This window comes from Enterococcus sp. 2STP (assembly GCF_032465635.1).
Classification (GTDB): domain Bacteria; phylum Bacillota; class Bacilli; order Lactobacillales; family Enterococcaceae; genus Enterococcus_B; species Enterococcus_B lactis.
The window spans coordinates 43,958-70,609 of sequence record NZ_JAWDJH010000019.1; the positions used below are offsets into that span (position 1 = coordinate 43,958).

A 26,652-nucleotide genomic window follows, 5' to 3' on the forward strand; every position below is an offset into this window, starting at 1 on the left:
CTTCTCCTTTAATTGAATTGCTGTGCTAATTCTCGATCTCGTGCCACGATTTCATTGATTTTGTCTTGGATCTCCTTCGCCAATGTATCAAACGCCTCCCCCATACGTCTTGCCTTATTGATTCGTAGCAGATAGACTTCTTTCGCAGAATCGACTAAGTTCTCTTTTGTGGCGCCCACACTAGCTAATGCTTCTATGATTTCCTGTTCAGTCAACGAAGGGGCGACAACACGTGCTTGCCGCAAGCCTTCTTGCCATTTTTTCTCTAGCTCAAAAATTCCTCTTTGATTGATGCGGATAACTTCTTCCATAGCGCTTTTCATTTTTGCCGATAACTTTTCCACTACTAACCTAGCTTGTGTGTCATCTAAGTAAATTTGTTCATTAACTGTCAGCCGGCCGCCACTTAATCGTAGTTTTTTACGTATGTTGTTCAGTTCTTGCAACTGATAGGAAAACAACTGGGTCGCTTGGTTTTCTTTCTGTTGTTTTCGAGCTTTAACATTGTTTTCATTTTCAGGAATAATCAGCTTTCCATTTTCATCAAACTTCCAAGAGGTTAAACTGTGGGAAGCAAGCAGATTCAAGAATGCTGTTTCCATACTGATCCGAACTTCAGCACCTGTGCCATTACCACCAAAATTACCGATAAAATCGGCGTGATTTCGGTAATTGGTGAGCATACCGGGATTTTCTTCCACCCATTTTTTTGCTTCTGGTGATAAGAGATCATACGGGTCCGGCCCGTTGAAGCCGACATTTTTCCATTGTTTCTCTGCTGCTACATATAATGCTAAGAATCCACCTAATGAATGGCCGGTAGTAGAAATAGCAGCTTCTCCATATTCCTTTTTTACTTCATTAGCAAATGCAATCGCTGAATTGATTTGCCCCGCTGTTTTCAATCCACTAACGGATAAAATCTTGTTTGTTGTTGCTTTTTCAGAAAAACTTGCTCCTGGTCTATTCCCATAGAGATTCATAATACTTCTTGCATCCGTTTCCAAATCTTTCCAATCGCTTAAGTTCGTTCCTGCAAAAGCAATCACTACTTGAGAAATATCCACTTTACCATTCTTGATTGGCGCTACAGCCATCGCCTGCATGCCATCCAATGAGTCTTTGATTTGTAGGATTTGAAATTCCATACCAGCAAATTCTTTAACAGAGTTCTTTTTGTATCCCTCATTGTAGCGGGGATATTTGGGATCTAGCCAATAAACCTTCTCACTAATATCATTGTAATGCTTATCGTTTATTGTCATACTAACTCCTCCTGTCCGTTAGAAAAAATTACTTTTACTCTTTTTATAGTGACTCCTGTCTTTTGTACCGCTCTGTTCTCAATGCCAAAACCACCAAGTTCATTTCTCTCCTTCCAAAAACTATAATCAAAATAAACAGATTTCCCTTCATTATTTGTCATTGTCACAAGTGCCCCATAACTTCCGGTAACAGGGTTTTTTTTAAATTCTTCTACCTTCACTTCCTTGATATCCGCAAAGGTATTTTTCAGAACTTTGACTGACTGTTTTTCTACTGCGAGTAAATCTTGCTGTCTTTGCGCTTCTCTTTTGTCCATATAGACTTTCCCTCCGATTCCTAATATGATGATGAATAAAATGGCTAAGCTGAGTTTTCTTATTTTCCGGGGCAAGAACGTGCCTCCTTTCTTTTTATGTACGGTATTGATACCTTCATTATTTAAGTACGCGAAAGTTTGCAGGAATTTTTTTATTTTTGAAATTTTTCTCCAATTTGCTATGGACGATTGGCACTGCAGCCATCGCCTGCATGCCGTCCAATGAGTCTTTGATTTTTAGAATTTGGAATTTTGTTTCTCCAAAGTTTTTAATGGCGCCTTCTTTGTAACTTTTACTATATTGAGGATGTTTTGGATCTAGCCAATATACTTTATTACTTATTCCTTTATACTGCTTATCAGTAATTGTCATACTTTTTCCTCACTCCCATCTGTATAGATAACTATAATCTCATCAACCGTAATCCCTTCTTTTTGTACTTCTTCATTTTCAACACCATAGCCATCTATCTCATTGCTTTCTTTTGTAAAGCTATAATCAAAATAAACGGATTTTCCTTCTGTATTGGTCATCGTTATCAATGCTTCATAGATTCCTGTCATGTCGTTTTTCTCAAATTGTTCGATTTTCACTTCTTTGATATCCGCAAAGGTATTTTTCAGAACTTTGACGGATTGTTTTTCTACTGCGAGTAAATCTTGCTGTCTTTGCGCTTCTCTTTTGTCCATGTAAAATTTTCCTCCGATTCCTAATATGACGCTTAACAAAACGGCAAAGCTGAGTTTTCTTATTTTCCGAGACAAGAACGTGCCTCCTTTCTTTTTATGTAAGTATTGACACCTTCATTATTTAAGTACGCGAAAGTTTGCAGGAATTTTTTTATTTTTGAAATTTTTCTCCAATTTGCTATGGACGATTGGCGCTACAGCCATCGCCTGCATGCCGTCGAAGGAGTTTTTGATTTTTAGGATTTTATACATAGTGCCGTTAATTTTAAAACTTAAATTTTCTTGCATTTCAGGTACATAGTCTCTATGTTTAGGATCTAGCCAGTAAACAGCATCACTTAATTCACTATATTGTTTGTCAGTAATCATTAAATACTTTCCTCATTTCCATTAGAGTAAGTTACTTTAACTTTATTGAGCGTATTTCCTTCTTTTTGCTTTTTTTCATCAACTATTCCGTAACTTCCTATCTCATTTCTTTCTTTCCAAAAACTATAAGAAAAATAAATCGATTGATCTTGTTTATTAGTCATTAGAATAACTATCCGGTATGAACCCGTCATTTCATTTCGAGCAGATTTTTCAATCTTCACTTCCTTGATATCCGCAAAGGTATTTTTCAGAACTTTGACGGATTGTTTTTCTACTGCGAGTAAATCTTGCTGTTTTTGCGCTTCTCTTTTGTCCATATAGACTTTCCCTCCGATTCCTAATATGACGATTAATAAAATGGCTAAGCTGAGTTTTCTTATTTTCCGTGACAAGAACGTGCCTCCTTTCTTTTTATGTAAGTATTGACACCTTCATTATTTAAGTACGCGAAAGTTTGCAGGAATTTTTTTATTTTTGAAATTTTTCTCCAATTTGCTATGGACGATTGGCGCTACAGCCATCGCCTGCATGCCGTCGAAGGAGTTTTTGATTTTTAGGATTTTATACATAGTGCCGTTAATTTTAAAACTTAAATTTTCTTGCATTTCAGGTACATAGTCTCTATGTTTAGGATCTAGCCAGTAAACAGCATCACTTAATTCACTATATTGTTTGTCAGTAATCATTAAATACTTTCCTCATTTCCATTAGAGTAAGTTACTTTAACTTTATTGAGCGTATTTCCTTCTTTTTGCTTTTTTTCATCAACTATTCCGTAACTTCCTATCTCATTTCTTTCTTTCCAAAAACTATAAGAAAAATAAATCGATTGATCGTGATTATTTATCATTAGAACAAACATACGATATGCTCCCGTCATTTCATTTCGAGCAGATTTTTCAATCTTCACTTCCTTGATATCCGCAAAAGTATTTTTCAGAACTTTGACGGATTGTTTTTCTACTGCGAGTAAATCTTGCTGTTTTTGCGCTTCTCTTTTGTCCATATAGACTTTCCCTCCGATTCCTAATATGACGATTAATAAAATGGCTAAGCTGAGTTTTCTTATTTTCCGAGACAAGAACGTGCCTCCTTTCTTTTTATGTAAGTATTGACACCTTCATTATTTAAGTACGCGAAAGTTTGCAGGAATTTTTTTATTTTTGAAATTTTTATTCTCCAATTTGCTATGGACGATTGGCGCTGCAGCCATCGCCTGCATGCCGTCGAAGGAGTTTTTAATTTTTAGGATTTTAAATTCAACACCCGCAAAATCCCACTCACTATTAATTTTTAAATCAGGCTCATATTTTGAATGTTTAGGATCTAGCCAATAAACCTTGTCACTTAACTCCCGATAGAATTCTTCAGTTATAGTCAAACTAGTTCCTCCTCTTTATTTGTATAAGTAACTTTTACTTTTTCTTTAGTGATTCCCTTTTTTTGTATATTTCTATTTTCTATACTATAACTCCCGATTTTGTTTTGCTCTTTCCAAAACGTATACGAGAAAGATACTGTTTCGTTATTAATAGTTATTAGCGTTATATGCATTCCGTAAGAACCAGTTTTTTCATTTTTTCCTGCTTCGTTAATCTTCACTTCCCTGATATCCGCAAAGGTATTTTTCAGAACTTTGACGGATTGTTTTTCTACTGCGAGTAAATCTTTCTGCCTTTGTGCTTCTCTTTTGTCCATGTAAAATTTTCCTCCGATTCCTATAGTAAGAATGGTCAAAATGATAACTATGGTCTTTCGTCTTTTCTTAGGCAAATAGAAGTCTCCTTTCGGGTTATGTATGATGGATTGTTTCTCCTTTAAGATAAGTACGCAATCGGGCTTGGATTTTTTTGAATTTTTTAGAGTTACTTATCTACTTTTCTACTTTCTTTTTTATCACGTTTTCATTTTAAAGTAATTTTGATAGTAGTGAACAAAATGTAGCATCTACGCACAGATTGTGTCGTATACGATGGACGTAAGGTTTGTTTCCGCCATTTTCTCTTTTTTTAAAGACACAAAAAAAAGGGGTTATGACAAAATTTTGTCATAACCCCTTTTCTCGTATAAAGGTTGTTTCAGAAGTTGACCACTTTTGGAACAACCTTTAAATGATTGATCTTTTATTATTTAGTTGATCCTTTTTCTTCGATTCCATAAGGCAAGATAATCGTTTTTTCTTCGACTTCTTCTTTATTCATCATTTTCGTCAATAGGCGCATGGATACCGCTCCTAAATCGTATAATGGTTGTGTGATACTTGTCAAACGAGGACGAGCTACTTCTGTCAGTAAAGAATTGTTGCTTGTGATGATTTCGAATTCTTCTGGTACTTTTACGCCGCGGTCTAATAAACCATCCAAGATACCAATGGCTAATTCATCGTCTGAAACATAGACAGCTGTTGCACCGCTATTATGGATCCGGTCAACTAGAGACAGACCATCTTTAAAGTTGTATTGTGCCTCAAAGATCAATCCTTCGCTATATGGTAGATTGTTTTCGCTTAATGCTTCTTTATAGCCTTTTAGACGGTTTTGACCATTGATAGGATCAATCAGCGCACCGCTGACAAAAGCGATTTTTTTATTGCCGCTTTCTGCTAATTTATTTACTGCATCTTTTGTTGCTGATACATAATCAATGTTTACGCTACCTACTTGTTCATCTGGATCAATGGAACCAGCTAGTACAACAGGCGTTTTTGAACGTGAAAATTCTCCACGGATTTCGTCTGTGATATGGTGACCCATAAAGATCACACCGTCCACTTGCTTAGCCAATAAATTATTCAATACATTGACTTCTTTTTGATCGTTGCCATCTGAGTTTGCTAAGATGATATTGTATTTGTACATTGTTGCTACATCGTCGATACCACGTGCTAAAGAGGCAAAGAACATATTGCTGACATCAGGAATGATTACCCCAACTGTTGTTGTTTTCTTACTTGCCAAGCCACGTGCGACTGCATTTGGACGATAATCCAAGCGATCGATAACTTCCAAGACTTTTTTTCTTGTTGCTGGTTTGACGTTTGGATTGCCATTTACGACACGTGAAACAGTAGCCATCGAAACATTTGCCTCTCTCGCTACATCATAGATAGTGATTGTTTGCTTTTCCATTTGTGTTCTCCTATTCATATTTTATATGTTTTCTGAAAATACGTCTTACATTTCTAAAATAGGATATCAAATAATCTCAACAATTGCAACCGTTTTATCTCTGTTTTCATGAAAATTTTTACTTTTTTCAGTTTTAAGAACGTTGGTCTTTTAATCAATCAGTGGTACAATTATTGAATACAAAATTAATTTAGAAAGTAGGTTGCCAAATGAATAACGTAAAAATCAATGAACTACGTCAATGGATGGCACAACACCAAGTAGAATTGGCTTATATCAGCGACCCTGGCCACATCGCTTACTTTTCCGGATATGAAAGTGATCCTCACGAGCGTGTACTAGCTCTTTTTATCCCTCTTGAACAAGATCCTTTCCTTTTCACTCCTGCTCTGGAAGTTGAAGATGCTCAAAACAGCAGCTGGGCGTACGATGTACGTGGCTACTTAGACAGCGAAAACCCTTGGGAGATCATCGGAAAAGAGCTTCGCGCACGCTATGGGCAACCTGATAATGTAGGGATTGAAAAGAATGCTCTGACTGTCGATCGCTTCGATGCTATCTCTGATATCTTGACAGGTACAGATTCTTACACTGATCTAACTTCTATTATCCAGCGTCTGCAACTGATCAAGACGGTAGAAGAAAAAGACAAACTGATTGAAGCTGGTAAATGGGCCGATGTTGCCTTTGAAATTGGCTTCAAAACAGTAAAAGAAGGCGTGACTGAACAAGCAATTATCGCAGAAATCGAATACCAATTAAAAAAACAAGGTGTTTCACAAATGTCTTTCGACACATTAGTCCTTGCAGGAGCAAATGCTGCAAGCCCTCATGGTACACCAGGAAGCACGAAGGTTTCACCAAATGAACTAGTGTTATTCGATCTTGGCGTTGTTTGGAATGGCTATTGCAGTGATGCTACTCGTACAGTTGCTTATCAAAAACCAACAGAATTCCAAGAAAAAATCTACAACATCACTCTTGAAGCACAGCTTGCCGCACAAGAGGCAGTTCGCCCAGGTGTGACAGCAGGTGAACTTGATCAAATTGCACGAAACGTGATCAACAGCTATGGCTACGGCGAATATTTCAATCACCGTTTAGGTCACGGAATTGGGACAACCGTCCACGAATTTCCTTCTCTTGTAGAAGGAAACGACTTAGTGATCGAAGAAGGGATGTGCTTCTCTCTTGAACCAGGAATCTATATTCCTGAAAAAGTAGGGGTACGTATCGAAGATTGTGTGTATGTGACAAGTGATGGTTGTGTGCCATTCACGACTACACCAAAAGAATTACTTGTTTTAGAGTAATGAAAATAAAAAGGTGAGAGCTGGTCCGCTCTCACCTTTTTATTCTAGAAATGAGTAATCTTAGTGATTGGTAGTCGAATCTGTCATTGTATCTTTCATTTCTTTTTTAGCTTCTTTTGCATCTTCTTTTGCCATTTTCAACATTTCTTTTGTGTCATCTGCAACTGGTTTTGCTTCTGACATTCCTTCATTGACCGTCTCTCCTGCTTTACCTGCAGCATCTTTTACATCGATCATGATATCTTCTGAAGTATCTTTAGCAATACTACCTAATTCGTCTGCTGGTTTTTTCAGATCTTCTGCTGTTTTTTTGAAACGATTAGATAAATCAGCTGATTGTTCTTTGAGGTTTAACAAGATATCATCTGATTCACTTCCTGCTTCCTCTGCTGATTCACTTACCTTTTGCTTAACATTACCTGCTAGATCCCCTGCTTGTTGAGAAAGATCTTGCGCTTTTTCTTTTGCAATGCCTGTTAACTCAGCTGATTTTTCTTTTGCCATATCTGTGTAATCTGAAGCCATGTCCATCAAATCATCTGCTTGAGCAGCCAATTCATCCCGAAGTTCTTTACCAGATTTGGGTGCTAACAATAATGCGGCGATTGCTGCGGCTGTACCTCCAACTACTGCACCTAATAAAAATCCACCTTTTTTAGCCATTCTTATTTTCCTCCTGTCGTTTCAGTATGTTTTTTGTTTTTAAAAAATTTCATCGCTGTTCCACCGACTTTTCCGGCAACAGTCGCTTTAGCTGTCGTTTTTCCGATTCCGCCGACTTTCGTCACGATGTTTTTACTAGAATGATTAAGTTCCGATACACTTTCACTTAAATCAGCAACTGCTGTGAACAATGGATCGATCGTTGCGACTTTTCCATTGATATCCAAGAGCAGCTCATTACTTTTGACCAGCAAGCCTTCTACTTGTCTAGATAAAAGATCTACGTCTTTTGTGACGATCTCAATTGTCGTATTTGCTTCTGCGACAGTCTGGTCTACTTTTTCTAAAGTTTTGGAAACTTGCAACAATACGCGAACGATGAAAACGACAAGTATCGCAAAGGCGATTGCTGCGATCAATCCTGCAATTTCTCCTCCTGACATGATCAAACTCCCTTCTTGTCTCTCTTTTCTATAAGGATAGCATTTTCGTGTTTTTTAAACAAATAAAAACGAGCTTCAACTACTTTTTATTCAATTAGCAGCTGAAGCTCGTTAGAAAAAAATGATTATTTTTTCTTTTCTTCTTTGATTTCTGTTATTCCTTTTGGATTATGATTGATCTTGCTTCCTTCTGCTTCTAATGTTTTACCTAAAGACATGATGTATTCACGCAAAGGTGCCCCTACTTCTGGATGTGTCAGACCATATTCAATACTTGTTTTCATAAAACCAAATTTGTCACCAACGTCATAACGTTTACCTGTGAATTTACGGGCAAATACGCGTTGTGTTTTATTCAACGTATCGATTGCGTCAGTTAGTTGGATCTCATTTCCAGCACCTGGTTGTTGTTCTGATAATACATCAAAGATTTCTGGAGTCAATAAGTAACGCCCAATAATAGCTAAATCACTTGGTGCTTTGCTTGGATCTGGTTTTTCAACAAAGTTTTTGACATTGTATAACCCATCTTCCAGTACTTCCCCTGGGTTGATAATTCCGTATTTTGAAGTTTCATCGTGAGGAACTTGCATAACGGCAATCGTAGAAGCGTGTGTACGTTCATAGTCATCGATCAATTGCTGTGTCAACGGTACTTCGTCTTCCATGATATCATCGCCTAGCATAACGACAAACGGTTCATTTCCAATAAAGGCTCTTGCTTGAAGAACGGCGTGTCCTAACCCCTTTGGATGAGATTGACGGATGAAATGCAAGTTGACATCTGTCGTTTCTTCTACTAACTTCAATAATTCGGTTTTTCCTTTTTCACTTAGGTTTGTTTCTAATTCGATATTTGAATCAAAGTGATCTTCGATTGGTCGTTTAGCTTTTCCTGTAACGATCAAGATGTCTTCGATTCCTGATTTCAACGCTTCTTCAACGATGAATTGGATCGTTGGTTTGTCCACGATTGGCAACATTTCCTTTGCCATCGCCTTTGTTGCTGGTAAAAATCTTGTTCCTAATCCTGCTGCTGGAATAACTGCTTTTTTTACTTTCATATACATTCGCTCCTTCAAAAAATTGTTAATGAGAATTCATTTTCTTTTTTCCCATCACGTAACATGATTTCTTTTGCGGCTGTTTTGATTTCTTTTTGTTCATACAGCACTTCATAGATTGTTTGAGTGATGGGCATTTCGATTTCCATCATTTGGGCTAGTTCCATCGCTGCTTGAGTAGTATTCACACCTTCAACGACCATTCCCATATTGGCTAGCACCTCTTCTAGAGGCTGTCCTTGTCCTAACAAGTTGCCTGCGCGCCAGTTTCTGGAATGAACACTTGTGCAAGTAACGACTAGATCGCCTACTCCGCTTAAGCCAATAAAGGTCAGCGGGTTGGCACCCATTGCTACACCTAAACGGCTGATCTCAGCTAATCCGCGCGTCATGATTGCCGCTTTTGCATTATCGCCAAACCCTAAGCCGTGAATAGCACCAGCTCCAATGGCAATAATATTTTTCAAAGCTGCCCCCATCTCTACACCAATCACATCAGGGTTGGTATAGATTCGAAAATAATGGTTCATGAACAGCTCTTGTACATATTTTGCTGCTTTCGCATCTGTGCTTGCCGCTGTGATCGTCGTAATGTCATGCTTTGCTACTTCTTCCGCATGGCTTGGCCCAGAAAGAACAGCAACAGCTTTTCTTTTTTCTGTCGGGATTTCCTCTAACAAGATTTCAGAGATTCTTTTATGCGTTCCCTGTTCTAATCCCTTACTTGCGTGGATGATCACTGGCTTCGTATTCAATTTGGCAACTAGTTCTTTTGCAACAGAACGTATCGCTTTCGTCGGGATAACGAATAGTACCGCATCTGCATCTTTTACTGCATCTTCCATATCGGTGAATGCTCGGATGGAATCGGGTAGATGATGATCTGGTAAATAACGTTGATTGGTGTGTTGGGTGTTGATTTCTTCTACTTGTGAAGCACGATGTCCCCAAATCCGAACGTCATGTCCGTTTTCAGCGAGGACTTGTGCTAAAGCAGTCCCCCAAGAGCCTGGTCCTAAAACCGCTACTCTATAATTCATTTTACCACTCCTGAAATTTTTTTCATTTTTAACGCTCTAAAAATCAAATAATTTGTTGATTTTTTCCTAATGAGCGGTCATAATCCGGTAAATTTCCTTTTTTTCTACGCCAAATAAACAGAATCAATGTGCCGACAAATAAAACAGCAGACAATAATTGAGAAATGCGGATCACACCTAAAAAGTAAAGGCTGTCTGTGCGTAATCCTTCGATAAAGAAACGTCCGAAACTATACCACATTAGATAACATAAAAGAACTTCTCCTTTTTTCAAAAGATGCGGTTTCTTCCGCAAAACCAAAAGCAGAATAAATCCAATCAAACTCCAAAGTGATTCATAAAGAAAGGTTGGTTGTCGATAGATCCCTTCGATATACATGTTATCAATGATGAATTGCGGTAAATGCAGACTTTCTAAGAAACTTCGTGTCGTGTCTGGACCATACGCTTCGTGGTTCATGAAATTTCCCCATCGTCCGATTGCCTGCGCCAGTAATACACTTGGTGCAGCGATATCTAAAAAGGTCCACAAAGAAATAAAATGATATTTGGTAAAAAAGTACAGTGTGATTGCACCTGCAATCAATCCCCCGTAAATCGCTAATCCTCCTGAACGGATATTGAATATTTGGATTGGATCAGCTATATATTGGGGAAGATCGAATAAAACATAATACAAGCGGGCACCAATAATGGAAATCGGCAATCCCCACAACATAAAATCTGTCACGTCATCTGCTTTTAATCCTACCCGAACAGCTTCTCTGCTGCTGAGCCACATGGCAATAATGATTCCTGATACGATAATCAATGCATACCAGTAGATAGGAATTCCTACAAGCTCAAAAGCAACTCGATTGATTTGTGCTAACATATTGTCACTCCTTGCTAGTCATTGCCTGAGTTTTCTTCAATCAAGCGACTTAATCTTTCTTCAAATGTTTTCGTTGCGTCAAAGCCCATTGTACGCGCGCGGAAATTCATCGCGGCTACTTCAATGATGATTGCAACGTTTCGTCCTGTTTTGACAGGGATTTTTATTTGTGGAATGCCCACTTCCGCGATTTCAACGGTCGTGTCTTCAGAACCCAAACGGTCGTATTTCTTATCTTTCGCCCATGCTTCTAGATAAACAGCTAACTGGACTTGCATAGAGCCTCGTACCGCACTCGCACCGAAAAGATTCATTACATCTATGATCCCGATCCCTCGAATCTCAATCAGATGTTCCAGGATTTTAGGAGGTTCTCCGATTACCGTCAGTTCATCTTGCTGATAGACATCTACTCGATCGTCTGCGATCAATCGATGTCCGCGCTTAATCAGTTCCAACGCCGTTTCACTTTTCCCTATCCCACTGTCCCCTTGAATTAGTACACCTAATCCGTAGACATCGACTAAGACACCGTGGACACTTGTTCGAGGGGCTAAGCGCCCATCTAAATAACTAGATAATTCACCTAGCAGCCGGGATGTTGAGATGGGCGAACGCAGCACAGCTATCCCATTTTCATTGGCTGCTTGGATCATTTCTTCCGGAGCCGGCAATCCTCTTGAAATAATAAATGCGGGCATATCTTCACTACATAATCTTCTCATAATGATCAAACGCTCTTCTGGGATCATCCGTTCCGCAAAACTGATTTCTTTACTGCCAAATAGCTGTAAACGATTATGGGAATAATAATTAAAATAACCGGTCAACTCTAGTCCTGGGCGTGAGATGTCCCCAGTCACGATGACGCGGTCTAAACTTTTCTCGTCGCCTGTGACGATTTCCAAAGATAATTTTTTTACTAATTGGCTAACTTTTACAACTTCTGACATTCATGCTACCTCATTTCTATTAGAGTGTTCTCTATCATTTTATCATTGTCTAGCCAAAAGTACTACCAATTAAAAAAAACGTTTTTATTTAATTACCAATGTAATAGAAAACGCATTCTTGATTCTAAACAAAAAAGCTGCGCCGAGATCTCGGCACAGCTTTTTTTATTTTCTGCTGTTATGTTCACTAACGATTACATTAACAAGTGACATCAAGATAGCTACGAATAACGCTGCACCAAATGAAGAAAAACTAAAATGTTCTGCTCCTACAAAAAAGGAAGTCATTTTAAGAATCGCTGCATTGATAACAAACGTAAACAATCCCAATGTGACTAATGTAAAGGGCAGGGACAGGATCGTCAAAATCGGTTTGACAAACATGTTCAACACAGATAATACGAAGCTGGCAAGGACGGCTGTCCAAATACTGCTCACATGGACCATCGCAGGAAAAAGAACAGCCAACGATATGAATGTTAACGTATTAACCAAAATACGCTGAAAGTACGACATTAAAAGTCACTCCATTCGTCATCATCGATTTTTTCCGCTTCTTTGCGTTTTTTTGTTTGTTCACGATAATTGTTTTTTTCATAATATGCATTGTTATGTCCATAGTTTGTTCGTGCAGAACGCGCAGATGGGATAATCAAAGCTAATAAAATGTATAAAATGATTGGACTTCCAAAAGCAACTAAGCTTAGGAATACATAAAGCACACGGATAACAGTGGGATCAATCCCGATATATTCCCCAATCCCTGCTAAAGTACCTGTCAAAACAACATTTTTATTGGATTTTGTCAACTTTTTTTTCATCATGTCTCACCTCTGTTCTACTATTTTAAATGAAGAAAATCGTTGTGACAACCTTCTTCTTAATCGGTGTTCAAGAGATAGCCTATCGGCAATAAGGCACAATTTTGTAAAATAGGGGAAGCTATTTTACAAAATCGCTTCTTATTGCTCAAGGCTGAACATCTCTTTCACAACCTCTTTATTTATCTGTATCTTTTAAATAGATACTTCCTGTTGTCGTTGAAAGTTGCACTTGCGCGATTTCATCATCTGAAACACGACGGAATTGCAACATTTGGTTTGTCCGTTCTTTTTTCTCACGAACTACTTCGTAATTGGACAGACGGCTGTTGATGCTTCCAAGACTTGTTTTAGCGTGTCCTTCCAAACCGATGCTATCTGGTAAAGCAACTTTGACATTCCCGTTCACTGAACTTGCTTCTACTTTTTTCAAATTATCTTCTTTAATCGTAAGACGTACATCACCATTTACTAAAGACACAGAAAGGTTTTCTGGTGTGGCACCAAATGTCACTGTACCGTTTACTGTTTCGATAATAGAATCTAAGATGTTCCCGTTTCGAATATCGATATTGCCGTTTACACCTTCTACTTCCAACATCGTTGCAGTTAATTGGTTCACGATGATGTTCCCATTCGTAGATTTTGTATAAATATCTTTAGCTTCCAATGTCTCAATCATGATGTTGCCATTTAGAAGTTTGATAGCTGCATGGTCGTATACTCGTTTAGGCAAGTAGAAAACAAGGTCTGCACGCACACGCTTATTTGGAATTTGGAAGGAGATATGATCTTCATTGACCTCGATCTGGCTCCGTTCAGAGAATGCTTCAAATGGTTCAGCACCCATTTTTCCGTAAAGTTTGATCTTAGCTTCCACTTTCACATCATCACTGTCCCACGTTTTTAACGTCACGTTTCCGTTTGCTGCCTTGATATCAAGGATACTTGCTGCAGGAGCTTCATAGTAAAATTCGTGTTCAAATTTCGTTGTCGCAATTCCAGGGACACGTAAGCTGACATCTTTCCATTCCATGTTGTCATTGACTGTTTCTGAAACAGTTTGGAATGTTTTCTTCAAGAATTTGCCTAATTGTGATCCAGCTTCTGACATTTTTTCGCCTACTTGATTCAGCGTATCTGTCGCTTGATCTTTCCAATCATCTGGCAATTCAAACTTATCCGTAAACGTTTCTTTTTTCTCAGACCATTGGTTCTTGCGGATATCTTTTAATTCTGCTTCCAGCTTCAATTGTTCTTCTAATAGTGTATCGCCGGTTGCTTCTAACTCTTTGATTTCTGCTTCTAACGTTTGACGCTGTGCTAATTCTTCTTCTGTCAATTCGCCTAATTCTTCTTTTGTATTCAGCTGCATCAATGCTTCCTGTTTCTCATTACGTGCTGCCTTATTGTCAGCAAATTGAGCATTTACTTCGTCTAGACGCGCCGAAGTTTTATTCGCTTCAGTTGCTAGTTCATCTAAGATCTTTTCTAAGTTTTCTTGATCTTGTCTTTCTTTTTCTTTTGGATCAACTGACTCAGAAATTCTTTCTTCACCGTTTTCAAGTTCATCGATCAATTGACTTGCCTGATCTTTTTCTTTATGACTAGCAGTTACCTTGTCTGCTTCTTTTTTGATTTGTTTTTCGTCTTTTTCAGTTGCCATGCTTTCTAATAAATCTAAGCCTTCTTCAGTCGAAAGGATTCCTTTTTTCACTAAGTCTAAAATACGTTCTCTTTCTTTCATGGAAATTGCCTCCTTAAGCAAAATTGTTTGCAAGCTTTTCCTTACATCCATATTATGCACTGATTCAGTAAAAATGTCATAGGACTTAAGTTGTAACTTTTACTCCATCTTGAGATGTTCTTTCTTTTTTGTAAAGAGATATGCTGTAGTCACGCAAGTTAAGGGCAGGACAAGTAGTGCGGCCAATGTGGTAAGGATAGCCATCGTATATTCCAAGACAAATGATTTTTCATTGATTATTTGCTGAAAAGGAATATCTAAATCAATAAACCAAAGAATCAACGCTAAAGAACTCCCCATAAACGCAAAAAGAAGAGTCATCACTGTTGACGCCAATATTTTTTTAGCAATGGCAAAACTAGCATGGCGCAATTGGTTAAAAGACAAATGCGGATTTGCCTGATATACTTCGAATGTTCCACTAGAAATCGCTACACTCGCATCTAAAACAGCACCGCTAAGACTGATCAGAAGCAACGACCTCGCAAGTAGTCTAAAATCAATTGCTAACGTCTTATCTAAGCCAGATAGTTCTTCTAGTTCTATCGAAGTAAACCCTTGGATCGCTAAAAAATCAGTGATAGGAATCAATAGTAGGAAACAAAACAAAAAGATCAGTATACTGGCAAAAGCGGCTCGCATTTTCAGATTATAACCGTTGATAAAAAATAAGATAACCACAGCGATCAATAGGAATCCTATAATCGACAATACCAATATCGGCCACTTCTGATGATAGCCGAATAATAATAGGAAAAAGATTCCTAAATTAATGAATAATCCTAAAAGAATATACATACCTTGCGTACCACCGACAAATAGCACACTAATTGCAAAAATCCCAACAAGTATAATAAGTACATTCATTTTTTTAACCTCCTTACAGCGAGAAAAAAGAGGACCGCAATGGGGATTGATAATACTATTCCTAAGCTGCCAGCAATGACGCGTAAAAATTCTAATGATAAATGTTGTTCTACCGTTTCTTTGAAAGACCATTGATTTCCTAAATATAACAGAAGCGATGGAATCGCTCCGCTGATATAGACGAATAAAATGATATTAGCCATCGAACCAATCACATCTCGGCCCACTTGCCTTCCTGAAAGCCATAACTGTTTCGCTGATATTTTCGGTTGTTGCTTGGTCAATTCTTCTAATGTCGCAATGACTGTGATCACGGTATCGAGTGTCCCTCCAGCTGTCCCGATCAGCACGCTGGAAAGAAAAACAGAACGATACGGTCGTGTCAGATAATTCAGTTCTTCATAGCGCAGTCCTTGATCTTTCCAATGATTCATTGTCAAAAGACAAATAAAAAATGCTAAAAAAACACTTGTAACTGCAGCCGAAATTTTGATTATACTGCTTCTATTCCATCCGTCTAATGCCAATATACTAACGATTATCCCTATAACGACAAATAAGATTGCTATATTTAAGAGAGAAATGCCTTCTGTTTTGGCAAAGAGGAGCAACAAAAGTAAAAGTAAAAGTAAAACGATGTTGACGATGAGACTTCCTAAAGCAAATACACCCTGTTTTCCACCAATAAGCAACATGGTGCCAATGAAGATACTTGTAAAGAAAAAAAGCCAGCCATCATTTTTTTTTGCTACTAGTTGCCATTCATCTCCATGCATTTGGACAAGATAGATTTGTCTTGTTGTTATATTTGCTGTTTCGATTTGATTTTTTTGATAAGGAGCCGATAAAGAAATCACTTCTCCTTTTTGGTCCGTGTTCATCAATCTTCCTGTAATCAATTGCTGATCCTCTTCTATTCTCACTCTTTCGATCTCGATAACAGGTACGTCATATAGAGCAGCTTGACGCTGAATAAACCATGAAGCAAGTATACAAATAAAAAATAGAGTGATGATGATGCTAATCTTTTTTTGCATTCTTTATCCTTTCTATTGGAATAATGAAAAGGGTTTGTGACATGTTTTGTCACAAACCCTTTTCCCGAATAAACAGTGTTCAAAAGCTTGCATCTGCGGTAATAAGTCCAACCAAACGAAAAATAGGAGGAGCTATTTTTGTTTGGCTGTTCTTATTACTTGATGCAGGACAGCTTTTTCACAACCTCTTTTCCTAGCAGAATCACAACTTCAGTTTAGAAAATCTCATTGTGGTTCGTATTTAACTCAGTGATTTTCCCTGTAGCCAAGTAGACGATCCATTCACAGATGTTTGTCACATAGTCTCCGATTCGTTCTAGATAGCTGGCAACATTCAAATAGTCTGTACCACTGATGACTGTTTCAGGATTTTCTTGCATGTTTTTGATGGTTGCATTATAGATTCGATTGAAATAGTCATTGACTCTTTGATCCATATTGGCGATCGTACGCGCGTCTTTTTCGTCTGTTTTGACATATGCAACTAGGACGTTGTCCACCATTTTTTTCACGTAATCGGACATATCGGAGATCTCTTTTTCGATTTCCGGTATTCTCGTCTGTCCTTTTACGCGGATTGTAGATTTAGCAACGGACACCGCATGATCGGCCATACGTTCTAAATCAGAGCTAGCTTTCATGACCGTGATAATCATACGCAAGTCAGTTGTAACTGGCTGTTGTAATGCAATCATTTCAAAACTTTTTTTCTCCAAACGCGTTTCCATATTATTGATATTTATATCGTTTTCGATAACTTCTTGAGCTAAGATTTTATCGTGTTTGATGTATGCACGAACTGACTTGTGCACAGCGCTGCTCACCATCATCCCCATTTCGTAGAACTGATTATGGAGATTCAGCAATTCTTCTTCAAATTGTGTACGTAGCATTCCGTTTCCTCCTTATCCAAATCGACCTGAAATATAATCTTCTGTCTCTTGTTTTTCTGGATTCATGAATATCTTCTTCGTATCGTTGTATTCGATCAAGTGACCATCTAAAAAGAATGCCGTCTTATCTGAAATACGTGAAGCTTGAGACATATTATGGGTCACGATGATCATCGTATACCGCTCTCTTAATTCTAACAGCATACTTTCGATTTTCCCAGTAGAAACAGGGTCAAGTGCACTAGTTGGTTCATCCAATAAGATGATTTCGGGATTCACTGCCAAAACACGTGCGATACATACACGCTGCTGCTGCCCACCGGATAAAGACAAGGCACTTTTATGCAGTTTATCCTTCACATCCTCCCAAACAGACGCTGCCTTCAGACTTTCTTCCACTACTTGATCAAGGACTTTTTTATCTTTTTCTCCTTTTAACTTCAATCCATAGATGACATTTTCATAAATAGAAAAAGGAAATGGATTTGGCTGCTGGAACACCATGCCGATTTCTTTTCTTAGTTCAACAACATCTGTTTTCGGACCATAGATGTCTTTGTCTTTATATAAAACACTTCCGGTGATCGTTACATTTGGAATCAGATCGTTCATTCGATTCAACGAACGTAGATAGGTAGATTTCCCGCAACCAGAAGGACCGATCATCGCTGTGATTTCACCTTGATTGAAACTTAGATCGATTCCCTTTAGTGCTTCTTTCTTTCCATAATACAGATGAAGATCTTTGGATGAGATAATTTCTTTTGTCATGTTGAGGCCTCCGTCTTAACCAAAATGACCGGACACATAATCTTCGGTTGCCTGAATTTTTGGTCTGGTAAATATCTTGTTTGTTTTGTCATATTCCATTACTTTTCCTAGATAGAAAAAGGCAGTGTAGTCGCTGATACGAGCTGCTTGTTGCATATTATGCGTCACGATGATGATCGTGTAGTCTTCTTTCAAGTTTACAAGTGTTTCTTCAACCGTTCCTGTCGAAATAGGATCCAAGGCACTTGCCGGCTCGTCTAACAGCAAGATATCGGGTTTCATCGCGATTGCACGAGCGATACACAAACGTTGCTGTTGTCCGCCAGATAAAGCCAAGGCACTTTTATCCAAGCTATCTTTTACTTGATCCCACAAAGCTGCTTGTTTCAAGCTTGTTTCAACGATTTCATCTAATTTCTTCTTGTTTTTTTCACCATGTTGTTTCAAAGCAAAAGTTATATTGTCATAAATCGATTTGCTAAAAGGGTTGGGGCGTTGGAACACCATGCCGATCCGTTTGCGCATTTCATAAACATCCACTTGAGGCGCATTGATATCCACGTCTTTATACATGATCTTTCCAGTGATTTTCGTATTAGCGATCCCATCATTCATACGATTCAAAGAACGAAGATACGTGGATTTTCCGCAGCCAGAGGGGCCAATCAATGCAGTGATCTTATTTTTTTCGAACTCTAGATCCACTCCCTTGATTGCTTCATTGTCGCCATACCAAACATGCAGATCATTCGTATATAATGCTACTTCCTTCTCTTTTGGCATGGTAATGACATTTGTTTCATTCCAATTATATTTTTTCATCTTACTTCTTCTCCTTAGGCTGAAGTCATTTTTCGGTATAATCGTTTGCCAATCGCACGAGCGCCGAAGTTGAACAGTAAAACAGCAATGATCAACACGGCAGAAGCACCCGCCGAAACAGAAACACCATCAGGCATCGTACCTTCTGTGTTGATCTTCCAAATATGGACAGCCAGTGTTTCAGCTTGGCGGAAAATGCTAATCGGACTAGAAACACTTAATGGATTCCAGTTCGTAAAATCTAATGCTGGCGCGCTTTGACCAGCTGTATAAATCAATGCGGCAGCTTCACCAAAAATTCTTCCTGAACTTAGGATCACACCAGTCAAAATTCCTGGTGTTGCTTCTGGAACAACCACTTTTATCACTGTTTCCCAGCGTGACAAACCTAACGCCAATCCAGCTTCTCGTTGTGTGTAATGGACCGCTTGTAAAGATTCCTCGACCGTTCGAGTCAAAAGGGGCAAGTTGAATACGGTCAAAGCCAATGCACCAGAAATGATTGAGAAACCATACTGGAATTGAATAACGAAAACCAAGAAACCAAATAAACCGACAACAACAGAAGGCAAAGAACTCAAGATCTCGATAGACGTACGGATCACGTCTGTCAGCCAGTTTTTTCCGGCATATTCTGAAAGATAGATACCCGCACCTAAAGAAATAGGAAAACTGATGATCATGGTAATCAAAAGCAAATAAATCGAGTTAAACAGTTGAATCCCGATACCACCGCCTTCTTGGTAGGCTTTGGAAGGTTCAGTCAAGAAAGACCATGAAATGTGCGGTATTCCTCGAACTAAGATATAAAGTAATAAAGCTGCTAAGATCAATACGATGATCCCTGAAACCACATATAGAACACCTGTAGCAATTTTATCTGAGCGTTTTGCGTTCATTATTTCAGCTCTCCTTTCTTCCCAATCATACGGATCACGATATTAAAGAATAATGACATCAATAGCAAGATCAGCGCTAATGACCATAACACATTATTTTCAACTGTTCCCATGATTGTATTTCCGATTCCCATTGTCAAGATGGACGTCAATGTAGAAGCAGGAGTAGTAAGTCCTGTTGGCATTAATGCCGCATTACCAATAACCATTTGGATAGCTAAGGCTTCGCCAAACGCACGAGCCATACCAAAAACGACTGCTGTTAAAATCCCGGGCACTGCTGCTCGCAGCACCACTTTGTAGATTGTTTGCCATCTTGTGGCACCTAGCGCTAATGAAGCTTCCCGATAGTGCCGTGGCACTGCCTTTAATGCATCCACAGTCATCGTTGTGACAGTCGGTAAGATCATAACGAATAACACAAATGTACCAGCTAAGATACCGAACCCTGTCCCGCCAAAGATACTTCTAACAAAAGGAACGATAACAGATAGACCGATAAATCCGTAAACGACAGATGGAATACCTACAAGTAGTTCGATGACCGGTTGCAAGATCTTCGTTCCGTTTTTAGGAGAAATCTCCGTCATGAATACTGCTGCTCCGATAGCAAATGGTGTGGCAACGATAGCTGATAAAAAGGTCACAATAAATGAACCTGTGATCATAGGCAATGCCCCTACCATTGGTTTCCCATTTGCTCCGATTTGGCTTGGATTCCAATCTGTACCAAACAGAAAATCAAATACATTGATCTTATCAGTAAAAAAGGTGGCCAATCCTTTACTAGCGACAAAATAAAAAATAGATAATACAACCAACACGATCAGCGCGATACACAAAAAACTAATGAATTTTCCGCGCTGTTCCATTTTGGAACGTTTTGATTTTGTTAATAATACTTTTTTCACATCTTCCACAGATGACTCCCCCTTAATCAGGTTTAACATACTCACTCAGTGTACAAATTGAACATCAATTTGGTTTTAATAACATGTAAAAGTTTAGCTAAGTTTGTAAATTTTGTGTAAAGATTACTCTTTAACAATGTTTCCTTGCCAATCACGTTCAACTTTCATATGTGAAACAGGGATATAGCCTAGCTCTCCGACAATATTATCTTGTACTTCATCAGATAAGATATAGTCTAAAAATTCTTTTGTCAGTTTTTTTGGATGGTCTCTTGTGTACATATGCTCATATGCCCAAATCGTCCATTTGTTCGTTGTCACATTTTCATCTGTTGGTTCCACACCGTTAACGTTCAACGTATCCACATCATCGGAAACGTAAGAAAAAGCAACATAGCTGATTGCTCCGGGTGTGTCCGCAACGATTTGGCGCACCATTCCGCTTGAATCTTGTTCTTGTGCCTGAACAGCTGTTTCTCCGTCCAATACCCATTTTTCAAACGTACTACGGGTCCCGCTTCCTGATGCACGGTTCAATATAACTACTGGCTGATCTTTCCCACCGACTTCACTCCAGTTTTTGATCTCGCCCGTAAATAATTTTTTCAGGTTTTCCATACTGATATCTTTTACGCCAATATCCTTGTTCACAATAGGAGTGATTCCAACAACTGCTACTCGATGATCGACTAATGCCGAAGCATCAATCCCTGATTTTTCTTCCGCGAACAAATCAGAATTTCCGATATCGACTGCTCCTGACTGTACTTGAGACAACCCAGTTCCGCTTCCGCCCCCTTGTACATTGATGAATTTTCCAGGATTTTCTGTCTGGTAGGTTTCAGCAACCGTTTCTACTAAAGGCTGTAAGGCAGAAGAGCCAACTGCAGTAATGGATTCTCCTCGATCAATCCACTTTGAACAGCCTGATAAAAGAATAGCTAATCCTATTATTGGTAAGAATAATTTTAGTTTTTTCATTAGAAATCTCCTTTAATCCTAAAGTATGTTTATTCTATCATTTTCATTACTTGATGAAAACGAATCAAAATCATTAAATAACAAAATAAATTCTCATAATTGCAAAAAAAGCTATCTCATTAAAAGTTTCTATGCTATACTGGCTTTGAAATGTGTCTCTTTTAATAGCATATATTAGCTTATTTCTTGCTTTCCCCAAAAAACAAGAGATACCCCAAAGTTAATTTCGCTCATGCGAGACGCTTTCTCCATTTCTGACGTACTCTCAGAAATGGCCCCGAGAGAAAAGGACACGAGATTTCCATCTATTGATGGCTCTCCTGTCCTTTTTGTATTTTAAAGGAGCGGCGAAATCAGTCTTGCTAATCCTTCTTTCATTTTGATCATCATCCCTCGGTTTTCATACACTTCTTTTGTGAGATGCGTCGAAATCTTTGAATCTTCAAAGAATGCTTTTCTTACGCGTGAAGCCATTCGTTCATCATAGATTAGTGTATTGACCTCAAAATCCAATCTAAATGAGCGAACGTCGATATTAGCTGAACCAACGGAAACGATGCCGCCATCGATAATCATCGTCTTTGCATGGATAAATCCATTTTCATATGTTTCGATTCTTGCCCCATACTCGATCAGCTCTGCAGCGAAAGAATACGTTGCCCAGTAAACGAGAAGATGATCTGGTTTGTTAGGTATTTGGATATGGACTTTTACGCCTGAGAGAAGAGCCAACTTCAATGCCTCATGAATCGATCCATCCGGTATGTAATACGGCGTTTGGATCAATATCTCCCGTTTGGCTAACGAAATCATTTTCAAATATGTCATTTTGATTTGCTCATGTTCAGTATCTGGTCCGCTTGTCACGATTTGAACAGCCATATCACCTGTAGAATGAATGGACGGGAAAAATTCCGGTGAATAGCCTACTTCTTTTGTATGCTGAGAATTCCAGTCCATCAAAAAACGGTTTTGCAAGGTGTAAACCGCTTCTCCATAGATACGCAGATGATTGTCTCGCCAATAACCAAATTTCTTTACCAATCCTAGATATTCGTTTCCAACATTGAACCCACCTGTATATCCGATTTTCCCATCAATCACTACGATTTTACGATGATTTCGATAATTGATTCGAGGATTGATATACGGAACGAATAGAGGAAAGAAAAATGCGACTTCTCCGCCAGCTTTTTTTAAATTCTGAAAAAAACTAGAAGAAACTTGTGTGGAACCCCATGCATCAAGAAGGACTCTGACTTTTACTCCGCGTCTTGCTGCCTCTGTCAATGCCTCTCGAACTTCTTCACCTAATGCATCACTGCGGTAAATATAATATTGGAAATGGATGTGGTCTTCTGCCTGTTTGATATCCTCGATCAGCGCATCGAATTTTTCACGACCATCTGTAAATAAAGTGATTTCATTTTTAGTCGTATAAAGCGTACTTTCAAATACAGTAAGCATATAGATCAATTGTTTCACATCTACTTGTCCAGTAGGCGGATGAGGGTAAAGTCCTCGCATCAATGCCTGTTTGTCTTCTTCGATTTCTAGATTCTTACCGATTTTCCCTTGGATCTTCAAATCAAAGATTTTCTCTTTGGAAATCCCTCTTCCTAAAAAAATATATAAAATAAATCCTACAACTGGAATGAACATCAAAACGAGCAGCCATGCCCATGTTTGCGCAGTTTCCTTTCTTTCTCGAAAAACGATAATAAAGGAAAGCAAAATATTCATAATCAAAAGGATCGTAAAAAAATTGTCAACGATAATTTTCACGGCTTCACCTCTTTTTCTACCAACTTAAGAATACCCAAGTTGTTTTTTAAAGTAAAGGGAAAAAAGCCGCCCCATTTACTCCACTTAGCCAATAAAAAAAGAAAGCTGGAACGAAATCGTCCAACTTTCTGATTATATTTATCTTGTGGCACTAGAATTTCAAGAAACGTCTCATAGAGATGATCGAGCCGAGTGAACCAATGATCACACCAATACCGACCATCAAAAGATTGATTTTCCAAACGATATTTTCTGGATGGATCAATGAATAATGAGATCGTAATAATGACGGATTGATCAATTGGTAAAACCATGCGTAACCAAATGTAATGATCAGTATCGGAAGAATGGCACCGATTAAGCCGATCCAACCACCTTCAAGGAAAAATGGCCAGCGGATATATCCATTTTTTGCCCCTACTAAACGCATGATTTGGATTTCACGCTGTCTAGATAAAATCGTGATTCGAATCGTGTTAGAAATGAGAAACATTGCTACAAACAACAGCAATGCCGCCGCAACTAATCCCCATGTTCGAACTGCACCAGCAATTTGGAAAATCCGATCTGAGGAAGCCCCACCGTAATCAGAACGGGAAACATTCTTCAAATCTGCCGCTTTTTCTGCTACTTGTTTTGTATAAGAAGGATCGGTAGCACTTACTACGTATACATCATATAACGGGTTATTATCCCCTTCAAACAATTTCCAAGAATCACCCATTTCGTTTTGGATTTTCTTCAATTCCTGTTCTTTGCTTGAAAATTCGACTTTTTTAACATGATCTAAGTCATTTAATTCTTTTTCTAGTTTTTTCATCTCTTCGTCTTTTGTACCAATGTCTACGAACACAGATACATCCACGTTTCCTTCTATATCTTGTGCTAGTTTGGTTGCGTTCATGATGACCGCCATGAACACGCCAACTAAAGTCAACGTGATCGTTACCGCACTGACCGAAGCTACTGTCATCCAGCCGTTACGTTTCAAACTCTTGATACTTTCTAATAAATGGCGGAAAAAGGTTCTAATCATCGTATCCATATTCCCCTTCCGCTTGGTCTCGAATAATGCGGCCGTTTTCGATAGCAATTACTCGGTGTCGAATCGTATTTACGATCGTACTGTTATGTGTAGCCATCACGACAGTTGTTCCTTGTGCATTGATCCGATCTAATAGTTTCATGATTTCCCATGAGTTTTCCGGATCCAGATTCCCTGTCGGTTCATCCGCGATAAGTACTTTAGGTGTATTTACGATTGCTCGGGCAATAGAAACACGTTGTTGTTCCCCACCAGATAATTCGCTAGGAAAGACTCGGACTTTGTGTTTCAAACCAACAAGATCCAGCACTTCCATTACTCGTTTTTTGATATCCCGAGGTTTTCTGCCGATAACTTGCATGGCGTACGCAACATTTTCATATACTGTTTTTCTTGGCAATAATTTATAGTCTTGGAACACCACGCCGATTTCTCTGCGTAGATAAGGAACTTCGCGGTTTTTGATGGCTATTAGATCATGACCTGCGACGTTCAAAGTTCCTTTTGAAGCTTTTTCTTCTCGATACATCAATTTGATGAATGTAGATTTACCAGCTCCAGACGGACCAACAACATAAACAAACTCTCCTTGTTCGATGACAATCGAGAGATTGCGGATAGCAGTGGTACCGTTTGAGTACTTCTTCATTACATCCTTCATTTCAATCATGGCGTTCTCTCCATATCTTTTTCAGTCTTTAGCTATTATAGCATGGCAATGTTTCAACTTGCTTGCAAAATCTTACAATTTTATTTCAATTTAACAAAGGGCTCTTATTGCAGATGCATTTTCAAATAGCCGTCAATAAATAAATCAAGATCTCCGTCCATAACAGCTTGGACATTTCCTGTCTCTACGTTTGTCCGATGGTCTTTTACCATAGAATATGGATGGAAAACATAAGAACGGATCTGTGATCCCCAGCCGATTTCTTTTTGTTCTCCTCGCAGTGCAGCTGCTTCTTGTTCTTTCTTTTCCACTTCTAATTGGTAAAGCTTAGCTTTCAGCATCCCCATCGCTTGTTCCCGGTTTTTCAATTGTGAACGTTGTGCCTGACTCGCTACTACTGTCCCTGTAGGCAAGTGAGTGATTCGTACAGCGGACTCTGTCTTATTGATGTGCTGACCACCTGCGCCACTTGCCCGATATGTGTCGATCTTCAAATCATCTGGATTGATTTCTATATCGATCGTTTCATCAAGCTCTGGCATCACATCTACCGAACAAAAAGAAGTATGACGTCGTTTCGCTGAGTCAAAAGGCGAGATACGTACAAGGCGATGAACACCTTTTTCTGATTTCAGATAACCAAATGCGTTGTGTCCTTTGATCAGTAGGGTCACACTCTTGATTCCTGCTTCATCACCTGCTTGATAATCTAGTGTCTCTACTTGATACCCATGCTGCTCTGCCCAGCGTGTATACATGCGTAAAAGCATGCTGCCCCAGTCTTGGGACTCCGTTCCGCCAGCCCCTGGATGCAATTCGACGATGGCGTTGTTTCGATCATAAGGACCATCTAACAACATAGATAATTCATACGTCTTCATTTTTTCATCTAGCGCATTGATACGTGTTTCTGCTTCTTCTTGCATTGCTACATCAGGTTCTTCCTGCAACATCTCCACCATCAATTCGATTTCTTCCAGTTCTTCAGCAAGAGAATGGAATTGATCATAGGTTTCTTTATTTGCATTATTTTCACTGATCACTTTTTGAGCAGCTTCGCTATCATCCCAAAAACCAGGTTCAGCCATTTTTGATTCTGCTTCCGCAATGTCTTCTTCCAGCTGGTCTAAGTCAAAGAGACCTCCTGAAGCTTGTGACCTTTTCCTGCATTTCTGTCAGGAGATTTCGAATTTCGGATATTTCCATGTTTTTTTCCTTCTTTCACTATACTTTTTTCATTATATCTAGTCTAACAGAATCAGCAAATAACAGAAAGAAGGT

33 protein-coding genes are annotated in these 26,652 nt (G+C 38.7%); 1 reads left to right on the forward strand and 32 read right to left on the reverse strand.

Annotated elements, in window-relative coordinates; genetic code table 11:
* Window positions 1-8: 8 nt before the first annotated feature.
* From RWU19_RS07810 to ccpA, 11 genes are all read right to left on the reverse strand, one after another.
* Window positions 9-1,265, reverse strand: coding sequence for a hypothetical protein (locus tag RWU19_RS07810; protein ID WP_002342821.1), 1,257 nt, complete (start codon window positions 1,263-1,265; stop codon window positions 9-11).
* A complete protein-coding gene (locus RWU19_RS07815; RefSeq protein ID WP_123837886.1) occupies window positions 1,262-1,657 on the reverse strand; it encodes a hypothetical protein in 396 nt (131 codons plus the stop codon). The genes RWU19_RS07810 and RWU19_RS07815 overlap by 4 nt, the downstream gene beginning before the upstream one ends.
* 43 nt (window positions 1,658-1,700) lie before the next feature.
* Entirely contained in the window at window positions 1,701-1,955 is a 255-nt protein-coding gene (locus tag RWU19_RS07820) for a hypothetical protein (RefSeq protein ID WP_123837887.1), read from the reverse strand.
* Complete coding sequence (locus RWU19_RS07825) at window positions 1,952-2,347, reverse strand: hypothetical protein (RefSeq protein ID WP_123837888.1); 396 nt, start codon at window positions 2,345-2,347, stop codon at window positions 1,952-1,954. The genes RWU19_RS07820 and RWU19_RS07825 overlap by 4 nt, the downstream gene beginning before the upstream one ends.
* Before the next feature lie 42 nt (window positions 2,348-2,389).
* A complete protein-coding gene (locus RWU19_RS07830; RefSeq protein ID WP_002348958.1) occupies window positions 2,390-2,641 on the reverse strand; it encodes a hypothetical protein in 252 nt (83 codons plus the stop codon).
* Complete coding sequence (locus RWU19_RS07835; protein ID WP_123837889.1) at window positions 2,641-3,036, reverse strand: hypothetical protein; 396 nt, start codon at window positions 3,034-3,036, stop codon at window positions 2,641-2,643. Before RWU19_RS07835 ends, RWU19_RS07830 begins: the two co-directional genes overlap by 1 nt.
* 42 nt (window positions 3,037-3,078) lie before the next feature.
* Window positions 3,079-3,330: a hypothetical protein gene (locus RWU19_RS07840; protein ID WP_002348958.1), complete on the reverse strand. Its 252-nt coding sequence runs from the start codon at window positions 3,328-3,330 to the stop codon at window positions 3,079-3,081.
* Window positions 3,330-3,725 (reverse strand): hypothetical protein, encoded by a 396-nt coding sequence (locus RWU19_RS07845; protein WP_316032190.1) that lies wholly within the window; start codon window positions 3,723-3,725, stop codon window positions 3,330-3,332. The genes RWU19_RS07840 and RWU19_RS07845 overlap by 1 nt, the downstream gene beginning before the upstream one ends.
* 42 nt (window positions 3,726-3,767) lie before the next feature.
* Window positions 3,768-4,025 carry a hypothetical protein gene (locus RWU19_RS07850; RefSeq protein ID WP_123837891.1) on the reverse strand — a complete coding sequence of 86 codons (258 nt, stop codon included), beginning with the start codon at window positions 4,023-4,025 and terminating at the stop codon, window positions 3,768-3,770.
* The gene (locus RWU19_RS07855) at window positions 4,022-4,417 is read right to left on the reverse strand and encodes a hypothetical protein (protein WP_123837892.1); all 396 of its coding nucleotides are present in this window, start codon (window positions 4,415-4,417) and stop codon (window positions 4,022-4,024) included. The genes RWU19_RS07850 and RWU19_RS07855 overlap by 4 nt, the downstream gene beginning before the upstream one ends.
* Before the next feature lie 353 nt (window positions 4,418-4,770).
* Window positions 4,771-5,772, reverse strand: coding sequence for a catabolite control protein A (ccpA, locus tag RWU19_RS07860; protein ID WP_123837893.1), 1,002 nt, complete (start codon window positions 5,770-5,772; stop codon window positions 4,771-4,773).
* A 209-nt stretch (window positions 5,773-5,981) separates the two neighbouring features.
* On the opposite strand from ccpA, the gene RWU19_RS07865 reads away from it, so the two are divergent.
* A complete protein-coding gene (locus RWU19_RS07865) occupies window positions 5,982-7,085 on the forward strand; it encodes an aminopeptidase P family protein (RefSeq protein ID WP_123853062.1) in 1,104 nt (367 codons plus the stop codon).
* 60 nt (window positions 7,086-7,145) lie between these two features.
* Here RWU19_RS07865 and RWU19_RS07870 read toward each other — a convergent pair whose 3' ends face one another.
* The 21 genes from RWU19_RS07870 to prfB form a co-directional block, all read right to left on the reverse strand.
* Window positions 7,146-7,748 carry a YtxH domain-containing protein gene (locus RWU19_RS07870; RefSeq protein ID WP_104764304.1) on the reverse strand — a complete coding sequence of 201 codons (603 nt, stop codon included), beginning with the start codon at window positions 7,746-7,748 and terminating at the stop codon, window positions 7,146-7,148.
* 2 nt (window positions 7,749-7,750) lie between these two features.
* A complete protein-coding gene (locus tag RWU19_RS07875; RefSeq protein ID WP_002335987.1) occupies window positions 7,751-8,191 on the reverse strand; it encodes a DUF948 domain-containing protein in 441 nt (146 codons plus the stop codon).
* A 125-nt stretch (window positions 8,192-8,316) separates the two neighbouring features.
* Window positions 8,317-9,255, reverse strand: coding sequence for a UTP--glucose-1-phosphate uridylyltransferase GalU (gene galU / locus RWU19_RS07880; protein WP_002308607.1), 939 nt, complete (start codon window positions 9,253-9,255; stop codon window positions 8,317-8,319).
* Window positions 9,256-9,269: 14 nt separating this feature from the next.
* Window positions 9,270-10,295 carry an NAD(P)H-dependent glycerol-3-phosphate dehydrogenase gene (locus RWU19_RS07885; RefSeq protein WP_002340896.1) on the reverse strand — a complete coding sequence of 342 codons (1,026 nt, stop codon included), beginning with the start codon at window positions 10,293-10,295 and terminating at the stop codon, window positions 9,270-9,272.
* A gap of 43 nt (window positions 10,296-10,338) precedes the next feature.
* Entirely contained in the window at window positions 10,339-11,169 is an 831-nt protein-coding gene (gene lgt / locus RWU19_RS07890) for a prolipoprotein diacylglyceryl transferase (protein WP_002308605.1), read from the reverse strand.
* A 14-nt stretch (window positions 11,170-11,183) separates the two neighbouring features.
* Window positions 11,184-12,122 (reverse strand): HPr(Ser) kinase/phosphatase, encoded by a 939-nt coding sequence (hprK, locus tag RWU19_RS07895; RefSeq protein ID WP_002289568.1) that lies wholly within the window; start codon window positions 12,120-12,122, stop codon window positions 11,184-11,186.
* 165 nt (window positions 12,123-12,287) lie between these two features.
* A complete protein-coding gene (locus RWU19_RS07900) occupies window positions 12,288-12,638 on the reverse strand; it encodes a phage holin family protein (RefSeq protein ID WP_002303620.1) in 351 nt (116 codons plus the stop codon).
* The gene (locus RWU19_RS07905; protein ID WP_002292752.1) at window positions 12,638-12,946 is read right to left on the reverse strand and encodes a PspC domain-containing protein; all 309 of its coding nucleotides are present in this window, start codon (window positions 12,944-12,946) and stop codon (window positions 12,638-12,640) included. The genes RWU19_RS07900 and RWU19_RS07905 overlap by 1 nt, the downstream gene beginning before the upstream one ends.
* A gap of 175 nt (window positions 12,947-13,121) precedes the next feature.
* Entirely contained in the window at window positions 13,122-14,690 is a 1,569-nt protein-coding gene (liaX, locus tag RWU19_RS07910) for a daptomycin-sensing surface protein LiaX (RefSeq protein WP_123837895.1), read from the reverse strand.
* A 99-nt stretch (window positions 14,691-14,789) separates the two neighbouring features.
* Window positions 14,790-15,557 (reverse strand): YibE/F family protein, encoded by a 768-nt coding sequence (locus RWU19_RS07915; protein WP_002292754.1) that lies wholly within the window; start codon window positions 15,555-15,557, stop codon window positions 14,790-14,792.
* The gene (locus RWU19_RS07920; protein ID WP_410053479.1) at window positions 15,554-16,594 is read right to left on the reverse strand and encodes a YibE/F family protein; all 1,041 of its coding nucleotides are present in this window, start codon (window positions 16,592-16,594) and stop codon (window positions 15,554-15,556) included. Before RWU19_RS07920 ends, RWU19_RS07915 begins: the two co-directional genes overlap by 4 nt.
* A 215-nt stretch (window positions 16,595-16,809) precedes the next feature.
* Window positions 16,810-17,487: a phosphate signaling complex protein PhoU gene (phoU, locus tag RWU19_RS07925; protein WP_002289490.1), complete on the reverse strand. Its 678-nt coding sequence runs from the start codon at window positions 17,485-17,487 to the stop codon at window positions 16,810-16,812.
* Between the two features lie 12 nt (window positions 17,488-17,499).
* The gene (gene pstB / locus RWU19_RS07930) at window positions 17,500-18,258 is read right to left on the reverse strand and encodes a phosphate ABC transporter ATP-binding protein PstB (RefSeq protein WP_002292757.1); all 759 of its coding nucleotides are present in this window, start codon (window positions 18,256-18,258) and stop codon (window positions 17,500-17,502) included.
* A gap of 15 nt (window positions 18,259-18,273) precedes the next feature.
* On the reverse strand, window positions 18,274-19,080 hold the full coding sequence (pstB, locus tag RWU19_RS07935; protein ID WP_002292758.1) for a phosphate ABC transporter ATP-binding protein PstB: 807 nt from the start codon (window positions 19,078-19,080) through the stop codon (window positions 18,274-18,276).
* A gap of 14 nt (window positions 19,081-19,094) precedes the next feature.
* The gene (gene pstA, locus RWU19_RS07940) at window positions 19,095-19,979 is read right to left on the reverse strand and encodes a phosphate ABC transporter permease PstA (protein ID WP_002292759.1); all 885 of its coding nucleotides are present in this window, start codon (window positions 19,977-19,979) and stop codon (window positions 19,095-19,097) included.
* The gene (pstC, locus tag RWU19_RS07945; protein WP_002292761.1) at window positions 19,979-20,899 is read right to left on the reverse strand and encodes a phosphate ABC transporter permease subunit PstC; all 921 of its coding nucleotides are present in this window, start codon (window positions 20,897-20,899) and stop codon (window positions 19,979-19,981) included. The genes pstA and pstC overlap by 1 nt, the downstream gene beginning before the upstream one ends.
* A gap of 114 nt (window positions 20,900-21,013) precedes the next feature.
* Entirely contained in the window at window positions 21,014-21,871 is an 858-nt protein-coding gene (locus RWU19_RS07950; RefSeq protein WP_002292763.1) for a phosphate ABC transporter substrate-binding protein PstS, read from the reverse strand.
* Between the two features lie 336 nt (window positions 21,872-22,207).
* Window positions 22,208-23,656 carry a cardiolipin synthase gene (gene cls / locus RWU19_RS07955; RefSeq protein WP_002292766.1) on the reverse strand — a complete coding sequence of 483 codons (1,449 nt, stop codon included), beginning with the start codon at window positions 23,654-23,656 and terminating at the stop codon, window positions 22,208-22,210.
* Between the two features lie 151 nt (window positions 23,657-23,807).
* Window positions 23,808-24,692, reverse strand: coding sequence for a permease-like cell division protein FtsX (gene ftsX, locus RWU19_RS07960; protein WP_002292767.1), 885 nt, complete (start codon window positions 24,690-24,692; stop codon window positions 23,808-23,810).
* Window positions 24,685-25,371: a cell division ATP-binding protein FtsE gene (ftsE, locus tag RWU19_RS07965; protein WP_002292768.1), complete on the reverse strand. Its 687-nt coding sequence runs from the start codon at window positions 25,369-25,371 to the stop codon at window positions 24,685-24,687. Before ftsE ends, ftsX begins: the two co-directional genes overlap by 8 nt.
* Before the next feature lie 104 nt (window positions 25,372-25,475).
* Window positions 25,476-26,577 (reverse strand): peptide chain release factor 2 gene (prfB, locus tag RWU19_RS07970; RefSeq protein WP_185022572.1). Its coding sequence is split into 2 segments (ribosomal slippage): window positions 25,476-26,504 and window positions 26,506-26,577, totalling 1,101 coding nucleotides; the frame shifts between segments, so codons are not numbered across the junction.
* Between the last annotated feature and the right edge of the window lie 75 nt (window positions 26,578-26,652).